Source organism: Nitratireductor sp. L15S-10, from assembly GCF_045011005.1.
In the GTDB taxonomy this organism is placed as follows: Bacteria; Pseudomonadota; Alphaproteobacteria; order Rhizobiales; family Rhizobiaceae; genus Nitratireductor.
The window spans coordinates 2,594,208-2,610,028 of the sequence record NZ_CP120674.1; the positions used below are offsets into that span (position 1 = coordinate 2,594,208).

The 15,821-nt window shown below is 59.4% G+C and carries 17 protein-coding genes; 15 read left to right on the plus strand and 2 right to left on the minus strand.

The genetic code is table 11. From position 1 onward, the window contains the following. The first annotated feature begins 107 nt into the window (after positions 1 to 107). The 15 genes from P2W41_RS12425 to P2W41_RS12495 all read left to right on the plus strand — a co-directional run bounded on the left by P2W41_RS12425 (position 108) and on the right by P2W41_RS12495 (position 14,256). Positions 108 to 386, plus strand: a complete 279-nt coding sequence (locus P2W41_RS12425) for a hypothetical protein (RefSeq protein WP_292894337.1) — start codon at positions 108 to 110, stop codon at positions 384 to 386. A 134-nt stretch (positions 387 to 520) separates the two neighbouring features. Then, positions 521 to 1,450 (plus strand): ABC transporter ATP-binding protein, encoded by a 930-nt coding sequence (locus tag P2W41_RS12430; protein WP_292894334.1) that lies wholly within the window; start codon positions 521 to 523, stop codon positions 1,448 to 1,450. Beyond that, entirely contained in the window at positions 1,447 to 2,208 is a 762-nt protein-coding gene (locus tag P2W41_RS12435) for an ABC transporter permease (RefSeq protein ID WP_065818315.1), read from the plus strand. The genes P2W41_RS12430 and P2W41_RS12435 overlap by 4 nt, the downstream gene beginning before the upstream one ends. Positions 2,209 to 2,345: 137 nt before the next feature. Further along, complete coding sequence (locus tag P2W41_RS12440) at positions 2,346 to 2,501, plus strand: hypothetical protein (protein ID WP_404933293.1); 156 nt, start codon at positions 2,346 to 2,348, stop codon at positions 2,499 to 2,501. A gap of 638 nt (positions 2,502 to 3,139) precedes the next feature. Next, positions 3,140 to 3,571 (plus strand): 30S ribosomal protein S6, encoded by a 432-nt coding sequence (gene rpsF, locus P2W41_RS12445; protein WP_292900103.1) that lies wholly within the window; start codon positions 3,140 to 3,142, stop codon positions 3,569 to 3,571. Further along, on the plus strand, positions 3,571 to 3,819 hold the full coding sequence (gene rpsR, locus P2W41_RS12450) for a 30S ribosomal protein S18 (RefSeq protein WP_002963610.1): 249 nt from the start codon (positions 3,571 to 3,573) through the stop codon (positions 3,817 to 3,819). Before rpsF ends, rpsR begins: the two co-directional genes overlap by 1 nt. A 205-nt stretch (positions 3,820 to 4,024) precedes the next feature. Continuing rightward, complete coding sequence (gene rplI, locus P2W41_RS12455; protein ID WP_404933294.1) at positions 4,025 to 4,645, plus strand: 50S ribosomal protein L9; 621 nt, start codon at positions 4,025 to 4,027, stop codon at positions 4,643 to 4,645. Between the two features lie 269 nt (positions 4,646 to 4,914). After that, positions 4,915 to 6,174, plus strand: coding sequence for a class I SAM-dependent methyltransferase (locus tag P2W41_RS12460; protein ID WP_404933295.1), 1,260 nt, complete (start codon positions 4,915 to 4,917; stop codon positions 6,172 to 6,174). Positions 6,175 to 6,405: 231 nt separating this feature from the next. Then, positions 6,406 to 7,899, plus strand: a complete 1,494-nt coding sequence (locus tag P2W41_RS12465) for a replicative DNA helicase (protein ID WP_292893573.1) — start codon at positions 6,406 to 6,408, stop codon at positions 7,897 to 7,899. Between the two features lie 7 nt (positions 7,900 to 7,906). Continuing rightward, positions 7,907 to 9,082: an alanine racemase gene (gene alr, locus P2W41_RS12470; protein ID WP_404933296.1), complete on the plus strand. Its 1,176-nt coding sequence runs from the start codon at positions 7,907 to 7,909 to the stop codon at positions 9,080 to 9,082. After that, positions 9,082 to 10,470, plus strand: a complete 1,389-nt coding sequence (gene radA / locus P2W41_RS12475) for a DNA repair protein RadA (protein ID WP_292893568.1) — start codon at positions 9,082 to 9,084, stop codon at positions 10,468 to 10,470. Before alr ends, radA begins: the two co-directional genes overlap by 1 nt. A gap of 114 nt (positions 10,471 to 10,584) precedes the next feature. After that, complete coding sequence (locus tag P2W41_RS12480) at positions 10,585 to 11,124, plus strand: CvpA family protein (RefSeq protein ID WP_292893566.1); 540 nt, start codon at positions 10,585 to 10,587, stop codon at positions 11,122 to 11,124. Positions 11,125 to 11,166: 42 nt separating this feature from the next. Next, complete coding sequence (purF, locus tag P2W41_RS12485) at positions 11,167 to 12,642, plus strand: amidophosphoribosyltransferase (RefSeq protein ID WP_292893563.1); 1,476 nt, start codon at positions 11,167 to 11,169, stop codon at positions 12,640 to 12,642. Continuing rightward, positions 12,639 to 13,388, plus strand: coding sequence for an SDR family NAD(P)-dependent oxidoreductase (locus P2W41_RS12490; protein ID WP_404933297.1), 750 nt, complete (start codon positions 12,639 to 12,641; stop codon positions 13,386 to 13,388). The genes purF and P2W41_RS12490 overlap by 4 nt, the downstream gene beginning before the upstream one ends. A 202-nt stretch (positions 13,389 to 13,590) precedes the next feature. Continuing rightward, on the plus strand, positions 13,591 to 14,256 hold the full coding sequence (locus P2W41_RS12495) for a 1-acyl-sn-glycerol-3-phosphate acyltransferase (RefSeq protein WP_404933298.1): 666 nt from the start codon (positions 13,591 to 13,593) through the stop codon (positions 14,254 to 14,256). A gap of 9 nt (positions 14,257 to 14,265) precedes the next feature. Here the strand turns inward: P2W41_RS12495 and pssA are convergent, their stop codons facing one another. Both pssA and P2W41_RS12505 read right to left on the minus strand, forming a co-directional pair. Beyond that, the gene (gene pssA / locus P2W41_RS12500) at positions 14,266 to 15,090 is read right to left on the minus strand and encodes a CDP-diacylglycerol--serine O-phosphatidyltransferase (RefSeq protein ID WP_292893555.1); all 825 of its coding nucleotides are present in this window, start codon (positions 15,088 to 15,090) and stop codon (positions 14,266 to 14,268) included. After that, complete coding sequence (locus tag P2W41_RS12505; RefSeq protein WP_292893552.1) at positions 15,090 to 15,788, minus strand: phosphatidylserine decarboxylase; 699 nt, start codon at positions 15,786 to 15,788, stop codon at positions 15,090 to 15,092. The genes pssA and P2W41_RS12505 overlap by 1 nt, the downstream gene beginning before the upstream one ends. Positions 15,789 to 15,821: the final 33 nt, after the last annotated feature.

Here is a 15,821-nt window from a genome sequence, read left to right on the forward strand (position 1 = left end):
TTGGGCGTTTTCGGTCCCCGAGAGCCGTGACATGAAAACTCCATAATTGAGGAGAGATGTATCGCTGTTCCGCCCCAATTCCGGTGGCGTGCAGGGGTATTTTAGACATGTCTTTTAAAGCAAACGGGCCACGACAGCAGGAAATTGCACCTCGCCGCAGGCTTACGCTCGCGCAGATCTTGGGCTTTGTTTCCGTGACACTCTTCATTTCCACGGAAGTGGCAACCGCTTCCGCTGCCGGGATATGGGGGCTCTCCGGATTACTGCACCTTCAGACCGTCGGCGAGATCATTCTGTCGGTGATCATCGGCATTCCCGCGCTTTTTGCGATGGTGCGCTGCGGGCAACTCGCCTTCGCTGCGGAGACCGACCCGGAAAACAACTGATCCGGGCGAAGGGAAGAAAAACCGTCCGTTCATGTCAGGAACTGTCAGCGAGCAATCGCGTGCGCTGGCAAGCGGGCTGCATAATGTCTATATGTGCGCGGCCTGCCAAAGCCCCGACATGACGGACTTTTCCCATGACGACAGCTCTTTCCATCAAAGATCTTTCAAAGACCTACGACACTGGTGTGACCGCACTGAAATCGGTCGACCTCGATATCAGGCGCGGCGAGATACTCGCGCTGCTCGGCCCAAACGGGGCCGGAAAAACGACGATGATCTCCATCGTCTGCGGGCTGGTAAAGCCCACTACTGGCACGGTAACCGTGGAAGGCAATGATATTGTCCAGAACTACCGCCAGGCGCGACAGTTGATCGGGCTCGTTCCCCAGGAACTGCACACCGAAACCTTCGAAACGGTCTGGGCAACGGTCAGCTACAGTCGCGGCCTTTTCGGCAAGAAACCGGCGCCGGCGCTGGTCGAGCAGATCCTGCGCGACCTCTCACTTTACGACAAGAAAGACAGCCAGATCATGGCTCTCTCGGGCGGCATGAAACGGCGCGTGATGATCGCCAAGGCCCTGGCCCACGAGCCGCGCATCCTCTTTCTGGATGAACCGACCGCGGGTGTCGACGTGGAACTGCGCAAGGATATGTGGCGGCTCGTCAAGCGCTTGCGGGATACCGGTGTCACGATCATCCTGACCACGCACTATATCGAAGAGGCGGAAGAAATTGCCGACCGAGTGGGTGTCATCAACAAAGGGCAGCTGCTTCTGGTCGAGGAAAAGGCCGAGTTGATGCGTAAACTCGGACAAAAGCAGCTCACGCTGGATCTACAGAAGCCACTGAACGCGTTGCCGGCACAGCTTTCCGGATACGATCTCGAACTCGCCGATGGCGGCACGCGGATCATCTATCATTACGACACACAGGCGAAACGGACGGGAATTGCCTCCCTGTTGTCGGCGCTGAGCGAAGCCGGAATCACCGTCAAGGATCTCGATACGGAACAGCGCTCGCTCGAAGACATTTTCGTGAGCCTCGTGGTGGAGGAAAACAAGTGAATTTCGAAGCCGTCAAATCCATCTATCTCTTCGAGATGGCCCGCATGAAGCGCACGCTTCTTCAAAGCGTGATTTCGCCCGTGCTCTCCACCTCGCTTTATTTCATCGTCTTTGGCGCGGCGATCGGCTCGCGCATCGAGGAGATCGACGGCGTCCAGTATGGCGCGTTCATCGTTCCCGGGTTGATGATGCTGACGCTGTTGCAGAATTCCATCTCCAACGCATCGTTCGGCATCTATTTTCCAAAATTCATCGGCACGATCTATGAGGTTCTCTCGGCACCGATCTCCTTTTTCGAAATCGTGCTTGGCTATGTGGGGGCGGCTGCAACCAAGTCGCTGATCCTCGGCCTCATCATCCTGGCTACGGCGCATCTCTTCGTCCCCATAGAAATCAGGCACCCATTCTGGATGCTGTTCTTCCTGGTGATGACGGCGGTTACCTTCAGTCTGTTCGGCTTCATCATCGGCATATGGGCCGACAATTTTGAGAAGCTTCAGCTGATACCCCTTCTGGTGATCACGCCGCTCGTCTTCCTTGGCGGATCGTTCTACTCCATCGAGATGCTGCCGGAATTCTGGCAGAAGGTGACGCTTGCAAACCCGGTGCTCTACCTTATCAGCGGTTTCCGCTGGAGCTTTTACGAGACTGCAGATGTGGGAATTGGCGTGAGCATCGCCATGATCTCCTTCTTCCTTGCGCTTTGCCTTGGCGCCATCTGGTGGATTTTCAAGACTGGTTACAAGCTCAAGACGTGACGCGCTATCGCAGAGTCTTCAAATGGTCTTTGGACTCCCTGCCGGTTTCGAGGGTCAGGACCTAGTGCAAAGCGGTCGCCGGTTTCGGCGACCGTCACCAGCCGATCAGTGAGAAAACTGCGGAAATCGTTGCGTTCATGGCATCGCTGGAGGCCAGCGTCGTCCGGCTGCAGCGCAAGCGAACACTCAAGCAGGATGCTGCGACCATGGCGCGCGCTTCCTTACGCCAATGTTTTTACAAAACCCTGTTTTCCACATCACCGCTGCATCGGCCATTTTTCAGCAGTCCCTGACCGAGATACTTGAAATGCCAACATCTGTTTCTCCCCAGAGTGGTACTCTTGTACAAATCGCCACCGGCTCCGGTCATGGTGAGACCTGCGCCGTTGTGTCGTTTCTGGAGGGCTACGGCCTCCATCCTGTTGTGCTGGGTTTCCAACTTTGCTCGGTTTTGTGGACACATACGACAGCGTTTGGCGGCATGCCCATTTGTGTTCCGTCTCAGGAAGCAAATGCCGCTATCGCACTGTTACACAGCACCATGACCGAAAGCGATGCCACCGAGGGGGCACCCGTATGCAGCAGCTTGCAGGTCATTTGGCATGTCGTGGCCATGTGTCTCTTTTTCGTGCCTCCCCCTCCCCGAGGGGTCACCTATCCTGATCGTGTTATCTTCCGGTCCCGGAGTCCCTTGCATCCTGCAACAAACCCTGTATAAGCGCGCGATCTGCCGGTCTCAGCTGGGGGCTGAACGGAGGGCCGTGCGCTTTTCTCGATTTCGCGAAGCGTACGCTGTGAAGACAGGTTCTTCCGCCTCCCGTGTCTCCGCTCTCGACCGTCCAACGCGCTTTTCTTCGGCCCTTCAGGGACAAGACTAGTCGCAGAGGCTTAGCCGCTGGGCCGGTGGATGGAAACGAAGAAAGGCAAGACAATGGCACTTTACGAACACGTGTTTCTTGCCCGGCAGGATCTCTCGCAGCAGCAGATCGATGCCCTTGTGGAACAGTACAAGGGTGTGATCGAGGCTGGTGGCGGCTCCGTTGGCCGGGTTGAAAACTGGGGGCAGAAGTCCCTCGCCTACCGGATCAAGAAGAACCGCAAGGCTTACTTCACCCTCATGGACATCGACGCTCCGGCTGCGGCCGTAAAGGAAGTCGAGCGCCAGATGGGCCTGTCGGAAGACATTCTGCGCTTCATGACCATTCGCGTCGACGCGCATGAGGAAGGTCCTTCCGCGATGATGCAGCGCCGCGACGACCGTGGCCCGCGCCGTGACGACCGAGGCCCGCGTGGCCCGCGCCGCGACGACCGTGGCCCGCGCCGCGATCATGACCGCGACAGTAACAAGGAAGGCTCCGAATAATGGTCGACATCAACCAGATCCCGACGCGGCGCCCTTTCCACCGTCGCCGCAAGACCTGCCCGTTCTCCGGCGCCAATGCACCGAAGATCGACTACAAGGACGTGAAGCTCCTGCAGCGTTACATCTCGGAGCGCGGCAAGATCGTTCCCTCCCGCATCACGGCAGTCAGCCAGAAGAAGCAGCGCGAGCTGGCCAAGGCCATCAAACGCGCCCGTTTCCTGGGCCTTCTTCCCTATGTGGTGAAGTAAGACTTTTTGGCGCGGGCGGTTTTCCGCCCGCTCCCTCCACCGCGGCGGGCGCGGAAGAGGCTTTTCAAATCCCGAGTTGGGGCAGACGCCCCTAACTGCCACGACGGGCAGGACAGCGACTTTCATGCCGCATGCCGGCATTCCCGTTTCTGACCTGCCTTGACGAAATTCCGGCGCAAAGCGCCGATGACAAAGGACAGAAACGATGGACGTTATTCTCCTTGAGCGTATCGCCAAGCTCGGCCAGATGGGCGACGTGGTGAAGGTCAAAGACGGCTACGCACGCAATTTTCTCCTGCCCAGGGGGAAGGCTCTGCGCGCGAACGAAGCCAACCGCAAGAAATTCGAGAGCCAGCGCGTCGAGCTCGAAGCGCGCAATCTGGAACAGAAGAAGGAAGCCGAGGCTGTTGCAGAGAAGCTCGACGGCAAGTCCTTCGTCGTCGTTCGTTCGGCTGCCGAGACCGGACAGCTCTACGGTTCGGTTGCCACCCGCGACATCGTCGAGATCCTGGCTGAAGAAGGCTTCAAGATCGGCCGCAACCAGGTTGAGCTTAACCAGCCGATCAAGACCATTGGCCTGATCAATGTGGCCATTGCACTTCATCCGGAAGTCGAGGTCACCGTGACACTTAATGTTGCGCGTTCGAGCGACGAGGCCGAGCGTCAGGCGCGCGGCGAAACGCTGGATTCGGCTGAAGCCATCTACGGCGAAGACATCAACGACAGCGCGCGTCCGGACGAGTTCTTCGATCCAGAAGCCGAGTATGAAGATGACGATGCAGCGGCCGAAGAGACGGCCGTGGAAGAGACCGACGAAAACGCGTAAATCACGCGTTTCGGAGATTGGAAGCCGGGCGCTCATGCCCGGCTTTTTTTTGTGCTGGCCATCGCGTTATTCAATTGTTTTGATCCTGGCTTGCATGCCTTGAATGGTTCGCGCAAACGGCTTGGATTTCAGCGGTTCTTCCGGCCCGGAATGGCAAGAAGCGGCAAGAGCATGTTGCTGACTGCAGACCAGCAGGGGCCTCCCCCCTTTTCAACCGTCTCAAAATTGTTTCATACTTGCGGCCTCCCGAGACTTTTGGGGGTTATGCGATGAACTGGTTGCTCGAAAAAATCCTTTCTCGCCTCGTCCGCAAAGGAGAGCTTTCCGTCACCGATGCGGCTGGGAAAACACATGTTTTCGGGGACGGGAGCGGCGATCCCGTCCACATCGTCATTCATACCAAGGCTGCCGAACGCGCCATTGCGATCGACCCGACACTGGCTGTCCCCGAACGCTATATGGACGGCGAGATTGACATCGAGGAAGGCGATATTCTCACCTTCCTTCAGATCGCCTATGCGAACATGGACGAAATAGGCTCGCAGCTTTTCCTGGTCAGGCTGGGAGAGGCGCTGCGCCACCCCTTCCGCCGCCTGCAGCAATGGAACACCGCTGCGCGCTCGAAACGCAACGTCCATCGACATTACGATCTTTCGGAGGAGCTATACCGCCTCTTCCTCGACGAAGACATGCAGTATTCCTGCGCCTATTTCGAAACGCCGGAGGTCTCGCTTGAGGAAGCACAAAGGGCCAAGAAACGGCATATCATGGCGAAACTGGCACTGGGTGCGGGACAGAAAGTCCTGGACATCGGATGTGGCTGGGGCGGTCTGGGCCTCGATATTGCTCGTCAGTTCGACGCCCATGTTCTGGGCGTGACGCTCTCAGAAGAACAGCACCGCGTGGCCACTCAAAGAGCCCAGAAGGAGAAACTCTCCGACAGAGCACGTTTCGAGATTGTCGATTACCGTTCCCTGAAGGGCCCTTTCGACCGAATCGTTTCGGTGGGCATGTTCGAGCATGTGGGCATTAACCACTATCGAACGTTCTTCGACCAGAGCGCGCGCCTTCTGGCCGATGACGGCGTGATGCTGTTGCACACGATAGGACGTTCGGCGCCGCCAGCCGCGACCAACGCGTTCATTCGCAAATATATTTTCCCGGGAGGCTATATTCCGGCACTTTCGGAGATGATGCCGGCGATCGAGCGGTCAGGGCTGATCGTCACCGACATCGAGATCCTGCGGCTGCACTATGCCGAGACCCTGAAACACTGGCAGGCGCGCTTCCAGAAAAATCGTGCCAAGGCGGTCGAGATTTACGATGAGCGTTTCGCCCGCATGTGGGAGTTTTATCTCGCAGGCTCGGAGGCCTCGTTCCGCTGGCAGGAAATGGTGGTCTTCCAGATTCAGCTTACCAAGAAGCGTGAAACCCTGCCCCTGACCCGGACCTATATCGGCGAAGCCGAAAAGCACCTCGCTGATGCGACCGGAAAAAGAACGGGGAAATTCAAGCAGGCGGCGGAATAAATTCCACGAGCCCTGGTGCGATTCGCGTGCCGCTGCACTGCAGTCGCGGTCAAGCTAATCTTGAAACTTGCCCACAGCTGAGACCTGCAACTGTGAATCGCGGTCACAGACCATCTCCGAGCTTTCACCTTCTCCCAAGAAAAGGTACGAAAGACGTTCGGGGTGCCGGGGCTTCATGTCGATCATTGTCCGGGCACACGTGGCGAAATCATACCGGAAGAACAAGAGCAAATGGCAGAGGCGGCAGTCCGCAAGCTTGAGACCGCGGAAACCCAGCTTTATCGAGAAGCACCAAACAACATCGAAGCCGAGCAGGCGCTGCTTGGCGCGATCCTGGTGAACAATGACGCGCTTTACCGTGTTTCCGATTTCCTCAAACCCGTTCACTTCTACGAGCCCCTGCACCGCAAGATTTTCGAGGTTGCAGGCGAACTCATCCGCATGGGCAAGACCGCAAACCCGGTCACGATAAAGACGTTTCTGCCTGCCGAGGAAAAGGTCGGCGAACTGACCGTCGCGCAGTATCTGGCACGCCTTGCGGCGGAAGCCGTCACCATCATCAACGCCGCCGACTACGGCCGGGCGATCTACGATCTGGCCATCCGCCGCGCGCTGATCACCGTCGGCGAGGACATGGTGAACATCGCCTATGATGCGCCGGTGGACATGGCCCCGAACAAGCAGATCGAGGATGCGGAGCGGCGTCTTTTCGAACTGGCGGAAACCGGCCGCTACGATGGTGGCTTCGAGAGCTTTGGCGATGCCACGAAAATCGCCGTCGACATGGCGAATGCCGCATTCATGCGCGACGGGCACCTCTCGGGTATTTCGACGGGCCTGCGCGATCTCGACGCGCGCATGGGCGGGCTCCAACCTTCGGACCTCATCATCCTCGCCGGCCGCCCTGCCATGGGTAAAACCTCGCTGGTGACCAACATCGCCTTCAACATTGCGGCAGCCTATGAGCCAGCTCAGCAGGCAGACGGTTCTTACGCCGCGGCGAATGGCGGTGTTGTCGGTTTCTTCTCTCTGGAAATGTCGTCCGAACAGCTCGCCACGCGTATCATATCCGAACAGACCGAAATCCCCTCCTCCAAGATCCGCCGCGGCGAGATCACGGAAAGCGATTTCGAGAAACTCGTGGCCTGCGCCCAGACCATGCAGAAGATTCCGCTTTTCATCGATCAGACGGGTGGTATCTCCATCGCCCAGCTCGCAGCCCGTGCAAGACGTCTCAAACGCCAGCGTGGCCTCGATGTCATCATCATCGACTATGTGCAGCTCATGCAGGGGTCTTCCGCGAAATCTGCGCAAAACCGCGTTCAGGAAATCACCGAGATCACCACGGGCCTCAAGGCGCTCGCCAAGGAGCTTTCTGTGCCGATTATCGCGCTGTCGCAGCTCTCGCGCCAGGTGGAGTCACGCGACGACAAGCGCCCGCAGCTTGCCGACCTGCGCGAATCGGGTTCCATCGAGCAGGACGCCGACGTTGTGCTTTTCGTCTATCGTGACGAGTACTATCTGAAGAACAAGGAACCGAAACCCGGTACCGAGGAGTATCTTCAGTGGGAAGCCGAGATGAACGAAGTGCGCGGCAAGGCCGAAGTGATCATTGCCAAGCAGCGCCACGGCCCGACGGGCACCGTACAGCTTGCCTTCCAGGGCGAATTCACACGTTTCTCGGACCTTGCAGAAGAGGACCGCATGCCCGAGCGTTTTGAGTAATAGCGATATGATCCATACCGATCCGCAAGTGCGCGGCGCCGACCCCCGTGTGGCGGGAGGGCGACTTACGGTCGACCTCGATGCGCTGGCGACCAATTACAGGTTCCTGGCGGAACAGTCGACACCGGCGGAAGCCGGAGCCGTCGTAAAGGCGGATGCCTATGGGCTCGGAACGGGTCCGGTGGTGGAAGCCTTGGTCGCCGAAGGGTGTCGAAAATTCTTCGTCGCCCTCCCCGAGGAAGGGCTTGCCGTTCGCGCGTCGGCTCCGGAGGCCGACATTTACGTCTTCAACGGCCTGTTCAGTCCTGAAGCAGCCTCATTCTACCGTGAAGGACGGCTTCTGCCGGTTTTGAACTCGCAATCGGATCTGGCTATCTGGGAGGCGCATGGCTGGGATGACGGGGACACGCCGCGCCCCTGTGCCCTTCATGTCGAAACCGGGATGAACCGTCTCGGGCTTTCGGCTGATCGCGCCAATGTTCTGGCGCAGGAAAACGCGCTGACCGGAGCACTGACCCCGCGCCTCATCCTTAGTCATCTGGCTTGCGCCGACACGCCAACCCACCCAATGAACCAGCAACAACTGGAATCATTTCAGGCACTTCGCGCACTTTTTCCAGATGCCGAATCAAGTCTGGCGAACTCTGCGGGCATTTTTCTCGGTGGCGAATTTCTGTGCGATGTGACGCGGCCTGGCGTGGCACTCTATGGTAGCAATCCGCTAAGCGATGGGCTCAATCCCATGCGTACAGTCGTGCGTGTTCACGCGCGCATTGCTCAATTGCGGCATGTGCCTGCTGGCGGCACTGTCAGCTACGGCGCAACACCTCTCAACCGCGACACGCTCGTTGCCGTGACCGCCACGGGCTATGCCGATGGATACCATCGCTCAGGTTCCGGCGCTGGTGTGCCATTGCGCAACGTTCTGCAAGAAGGCGCATGCGGTTTCATCGAGGGGCAGCGCGTACCTGTTCTCGGTCGCATCACAATGGACCTGACGCTGTTCGACGTCACCGATCTTGGTCCTGATGCACTGCAGATAGGCGACTTCATCGAGCTCGTGGGACCGAATATCCCGGTAGACGATCTTGCGTCAGCGTCTGGAACGATCTCCTATGAACTGTTGACTGCGCTCGGACATCGCTTCGAGCGTCATTATATTCACAGCGGAGATGGTGCCTGATGGCGCGCGCGCGCGTTCAGTTCATCTGCCAGAACTGCGGCACGGTGCACGCGCGCTGGGCGGGAAAGTGTGATGGCTGCGGTGCCTGGAACACGCTCGTCGAGGAAGGCACCTCCAGCGGGATCGGTTCCGGCCCCCAGGCGGCCTCGCGCAAGGCCCGCAAGGGGCGTGCGGTGGCGCTGACCACGCTTTCGGGCGACATTGAGGACGCCCCGCGAATCACCACCGGCATTGGCGAGCTCGACCGGGTGACCGGCGGCGGCTTCGTGCGCGGCTCGGCGCTGCTGGTCGGCGGCGATCCGGGCATCGGCAAGTCCACCCTGCTCACCCAGGCTGCGGCCGCCCTTGCCTCGCGCGGTCATCGCATCGTTTATGTGTCGGGCGAAGAGGCAGTTGCGCAGATCCGCCTGCGGGCCCAGCGCCTTGATGTGGCACAGCAGCCGGTGGAACTGGCAGCCGAAACCAATGTCGAGGATATTCTGGCCACGATCGAGGATGGCAAGCGGCCCGATCTCGTCATTCTGGATTCCATCCAGACGCTGTGGACCGACATGGCCGAGTCTGCACCCGGCACGGTGACGCAGGTGCGCGCCTCGGCCCAGGCCATGATCCGCTATGCGAAATCCACAGGCGCCGCGGTGGTTCTTGTGGGGCACGTAACCAAGGAAGGCCAGATCGCAGGTCCACGCGTGGTGGAACACATGGTGGACGGGGTTCTCTATTTCGAAGGTGAAGGCGGACATCACTACCGCATTCTGCGCACGGTAAAAAACCGTTTTGGGCCGACCGACGAGATCGGCGTTTTCGAAATGGGCGACAAGGGCCTGCGCGAAGTGTCAAACCCATCGGAGCTGTTTCTGGGGGAGCGAAGCGCCGCCGCACCAGGCGCCGCCGTATTCGCTGGTATGGAGGGAACAAGGCCGGTTCTTGTGGAAATCCAGGCGCTCGTCGCGCCCTCCCCGCTCGGCACGCCGCGCCGCGCCGTGGTGGGGTGGGATTCTGCCAGACTTTCCATGGTTTTGGCCGTTCTTGAGGCGCATTGCGGGGTGCGGTTTGCAACCCATGATGTGTATCTGAACGTGGCGGGCGGCTACCGGATTTCAGAGCCTGCAGCAGATCTGGCGGTTGCGGCGGCGCTGGTATCCTCGCTCACCGGGCTTGCCCTGCCCGCCGATTGCGTCTATTTCGGCGAAATCAGCCTTTCGGGAGCTGTCAGACCCGTTGCACATGCAGCGAGCCGTCTCAAGGAAGCCGAGAAGCTCGGTTTTGCCCAAGCGGTCATGCCGCCGGGGAATGAGGACGGATCGGGCGGGATAGCATCGCGGTCCGCACGCCCTGAAGCGCTGGCCGAACTTGTGGCTCGGATCGCGGGCTCCAAGGCGGAGTAGCTGGGGCGGCCTGGCGGGGCGGTTTGAACAGATCGATTGGCGGCACAGTGGCCCGAAAGACGAAGAAAATGACCTTGCGGGGGCATCCTATCTGCCAAAGGAGTAGGGGTGACAATGCCAATCACGTTGCTTGACGGAATTCTTGTCGGCTTCACGCTCGTTTCGGCCATGTTGGCCATGGTGCGCGGTTTCTCACGCGAAGTGTTGTCGATCGCCTCGTGGGCGGCGGCGGCGGTGGCAGCGTATTATTTTCATTCGCTGGTTCTGCCCTACGTCACGCCCTATATCAGCAATGACATGTTGGCCCTGGCGGTTGCAGCAGCGGTCGTTTTCCTCATTGCGCTGATCGTGGTGACGATCATCACGATGAAGATCGCGGACTTCATCATTGATTCGCGGATCGGTGCGCTCGACCGCACGCTCGGCTTCCTCTACGGTGCCGCACGCGGTATTCTGGTGGTGGCTGTTGCGCTGCTGTTTCTCAACTGGCTGATGGGTGCGAACCCGCCCAGCTGGGTAGCGGAAGCCAAATCCCGCCCGTTGCTGGACGGCGTGGGCCAATGGATCCAGGGAATGCTTCCGGATGATCCGGACAATTCGGTTTTCGACCGCCTCACCGATGGGGTATCCGGCGAGAGCGAAACCGCAAACTGACGGTCACAGGCCGTCTGTGTCACAATGAAAGGGCGGCCAGAAATGGCACTGGAAGACAATTTGCCTCTCGCGGGCGAAGCGGACGACCATTTTCATGATGAATGCGGCGTCTTCGGTATATTCGGGCGCAGTGACGCGGCGGCGATCGTAACGCTTGGCCTGCACGCCCTGCAGCACCGTGGACAGGAAGCAGCCGGCATCGTCTCCTTCGATGGCACCCAATTCCATGTCGAGCGGCATATCGGCCTGATCGGCGATACTTTCACCAAACAGTCGGTCCTCGACCGCCTGAGCGGAAGCCGCGCCATCGGCCACACGCGCTATGCGACGACGGGCGGCTCAGGCCTGCGCAACGTCCAGCCCTTTTTCGCCGAACTGGCTGATGGCGGACTTGCGATCGCTCATAACGGCAACATTACCAACGCCATGACGGTGCAACGCAAGCTGCAGAAGGAAGGGGCGATCTTCTCGTCCACTTCCGACACCGAGACGGTGCTGCACCTGGTCGCCACCAGCAAGGAACGCGACACCAATGCGCGTTTCATCGAGGCCGTGCAGCAGATTGAGGGCGCTTTCTCGATTGTTGCGCTTACATCGAAAAAAATGATCGGTTGCCGCGATCCGCTGGGTATACGCCCGCTGGTTCTGGGCGATCTCGACGGCGCCTATATCCTGGCCTCGGAGACCTGTGCGCTCGACATTATCGGCGCGCGGTTCGTGCGCGATTTGAAACCGGGCGAAATGGTGGTCGTGACGGAAAAGGGTATCGAGAGCTTTTTCCCGTTTGAAAACAAAGAGAACCCTCGGTTCTGCATTTTCGAGTATGTGTATTTTGCGCGCCCCGACTCTCTTGTCGAGGGACGCAATGTGTATGAGGTGCGCAAGGAAATCGGTGCCGAGCTCGCGCGCGAAATGCCAGTCGAAGCTGATATTGTCGTTCCGGTTCCGGACTCAGGCACTCCTGCCGCCATTGGCTATGCTCAGGCCGCTGGCCTTCCCTTCGAACTGGGAATCATACGCAACCACTATGTGGGACGTACCTTCATTCAGCCGACCGATTCCATCCGCCATATGGGTGTGAAGCTGAAGCACAACGCGAATCGCCGCTGCATTGAGGGCAAGCGGGTTGTGCTGGTGGATGATTCCATCGTGCGCGGCACAACAAGTCAGAAGATCGTGCAGATGGTGCGCGATGCGGGCGCAGCTGAAGTGCATATGCGCATCGCCTCCCCGCCCACACGTTCGCCCTGTTTCTACGGGGTAGACACCCCCGAAGCCACGAAGCTTTTGGCATCACGCATGTCGATCGAGGAGATGGCGGAGTTCATTCGGGTGGATTCGCTCGCCTTCCTGACAATTGACGGGCTCTACCGAGCGGTTGGCGAGGCGGCACGCAATTCAGAGCAGCCGCAATATTGCGACGCCTGCTTCACCAAGGACTACCCGACGCGGTTGACCGATCACGACAGCACAGACAATGTGCGCACGCTTTCCCTTCTCGCAGCAGGCGGTCAATGACAGACACCAAACCAGACTTGAAAGGCCGGCTGGCTCTTGTCACCGGCGCATCCCGCGGCATCGGCTATTTTCTGGCAAAGGAGCTTGCAGCGTGTGGCGCGCATGTCATTGCAGTGGCGCGCACTGTCGGTGGTCTTGAAGAACTCGACGATGAGATCAAGGCTGCAGGCGGCGAAGCCACGCTTGTTCCGCTTGACCTGAGCGACATGGCCGGCATCGACCGTATCGGCGGCGCTATCCATGAGCGCTGGGGCAAACTGGATATCCTGGTTGCCAATGCCGGCGTTCTCGGCGTGATCGCGCCGCTTGGCCATGTGGAGGCCAAGGTCTTCGAGAAGGTCATGAACATCAATGTGACCGGCACCTGGCGGTTGATCCGGTCAGTGGACCCGCTGCTGCGTGCTTCAGATACGGGACGCGCCATCGTGATGTCATCGGGAGCGGCACATTCCGCGCGCGCATTCTGGGGGCCCTATGCAGCCTCCAAGGCGGCTGTTGAGGCGATGGCACGCTCCTGGGCCGATGAAACGAAGAACATGCCGTTGCGGGTCAATTCCGTGAACCCAGGCGCTACGCGAACCGCCATGCGCGCACAAGCCATGCCGGGCGAAGACCCCGAGACATTGCCGCACCCGTCTGAAGTGGCTGCCAAAATCCTGCCGCTTGCCAGCCCCGAACTGGCAGAAACAGGACTGATCTTCGATGTGAAGAAGAATCGCTTCACTCGCTATCAGATGCCTGAATGAAGCGGATACAGGCTCGGTTTCAAACCAGACTTCACGATTGACCTGCGGAACGCATTCGTTACCTTTCCACCCGGCAGCGGACGAAGCGACCGCGCCACGAGGGGCTGCGGAAAGGTCTGCGTCTTCGACGTGACTGACCGAACATTGAGAATTATGCCGGGCTGCGCCCAATGGTAAAGGACCGGCGATTGGGAGATGCGGCATGATACTGATCATCCAATTCGTGCTGCTTGTTCTGGCGGTGTGGGCCGCCATGGCAGGCATCGTCCAGTATCGCCGCGGTGTCAGCTTTCACCAGGCGGCCTTGCATGCGCCTTTGAAGCTCGTATTCCGCATCAGCGATCGTGAGATCGATTTGGCGCGGAAAGCCGAAACCCCGGTGATCTATGCAGTTTGGCATCAGTCCAGCCTCGACCCTGCGACGATGCTTGCACTGTTGCCGGACGACACGCTGCATATTCTGGACGAAGCATCGGCAAAGTCACCACTTCTCGAGCCCTGGCGCGCGCTCGCCCGCACGATTGCCTTCAACGCGCATCATGTTTTCGTCAGCCGCAGGCTTGTGCGCCGCCTCAAAGGTAATGGTCGACTTGCCGTCTACATGCCTGACGACACGGAGCCGGACACCAAGGCGTTTCGCCTGTTTCGTGCCGTCGCACGGATTGCGCTCAAGGCCGAGGCAAACGTGGTCCCTGTCTATATGGAGCGGCGCGGGTTGGTACCGGCGCGCCACGTACGCACCCTGCCTCCGATGACGATCGAGGCCTTGATCGCACGCTCTGGCAGGGAAGACATGCGCGCTTCCGAAGCCCTCTTTGGCCGAATGATCGAGGTTCGTGGCGCGCCTGCGCCAACAGTCGAGACCTGATACGGGAAATTACGTCGGGCCGTCACCGGCTTCTTCGGCAACTTTCCTGTCTTCCAGTTCCGCACGGCGGGCGTAGGCCCGCATGCTGAAAACAAGAAAAACCAGATAACCAAGCGCTGAGACCGTCAGGGTCATCCAGGTAAAGCTGGTTAGAAGAAGCACGTAGAGCGCCAGCCCCAGAATCAGTGGAAGAACATATTCACGCGGGACACGGCTCCCGGAGCTCTTTCCCGAATAGACCGGCAAGCGGCTCACCAGCAGGAAGCCGATCAGAACGGTATAGGCCGATGCGGCAAAGGCCATGGTGGTATCCGGCGCAATGCCGAGAAAGCCCAGGTAAACTGGCAGGAGCACAAGCGCCGCTCCGGCAGGCGCGGGAACACCAACAAAATAATCCGTGTGCCAGGCGGGCCGTTCCGGATCCTCAAGCATCACATTGAACCGCGCTAGCCTCAGACAACAGGCGATGGCAAACAGGAGCGCTGCAATCCAGCCGAGTGCGCCAGCCCTGTCCAGAACATAGGCATAGAGGACAAGCGCCGGGGCGACACCGAAATTCACGATGTCGGCAAGTGAATCCATCTGTGCGCCGAATTTCGACGAAGCCTTGAGCATGCGCGCCACACGCCCATCCACCGCGTCAAGAAAAGCAGCAATCAGCACCATGACCACCGCCGTTTCGACACGGTGCTCGAAGGCCAGTCGTATACCGGAAAGCCCGGCGCAAATTGCCAGAACGGTTATGACGTTCGGCACCAGCATGCGCAACGGAATTTCACTAAGTTTCGGCCCGCCCCCGCCATGCGGCTCGAATGGTGGAAAGGGCCCGGCCATCAGGAAACCCTGACGATGGGCTGCTTGAGGTCATGCCCGAAAGCGGCGATCACAGTTTCGCCGCCAACGGCGGTCTGACCTATGGCAACTTGTGGCACCGCGCCTGAAGGGAGATAGACGTCGACACGGGACCCGAAGCGGATCAGGCCGAAACGCTCGCCGACAGAGATCTGGCCGGGTGCTTCTGCCCAGCAGACAATGCGTCTTGCGACCAACCCCGCGATCTGCACCACCGGAACCGGGCCGTGGGGACTCTCGATCACCAGACCGTTGCGCTCGTTCTCGGTGCTCGCCTTGTCGAGCTCAGCATTGAGGAAACGGCCCGGGCGATGCTCGATCAGCGAAATCCGGCCGCGTACCGGCGCGCGATTGATGTGGCAGGAGAAGACATTCATGAAAACGGAAACGCGGGTCATCTCCCCGTCGCCCATGCCAAGTTCCGCAGGCGGGACGGCGGGGCCCACGAAGGACACCACGCCATCCGCAGGCGCAATCACCAGACTGTCGTCAACCGGGGTGACGCGCTCGGGGTCACGGTAAAAGTAGATGCACCAGGCCGTGAGGATCAGACCGATCCAGAACAACGGCCCCCAGATCAAACCCAGCACAATCGTAGCGCCCGCAAAGGCCGCAATAAATGGGTATCCCTCGCGGTGGATCGGCACCAGAGTGTTGCGGATCGTGTCAATCAGGCTCATGGGCGGCCACTTTCAAATCGAATGAATGTGCCG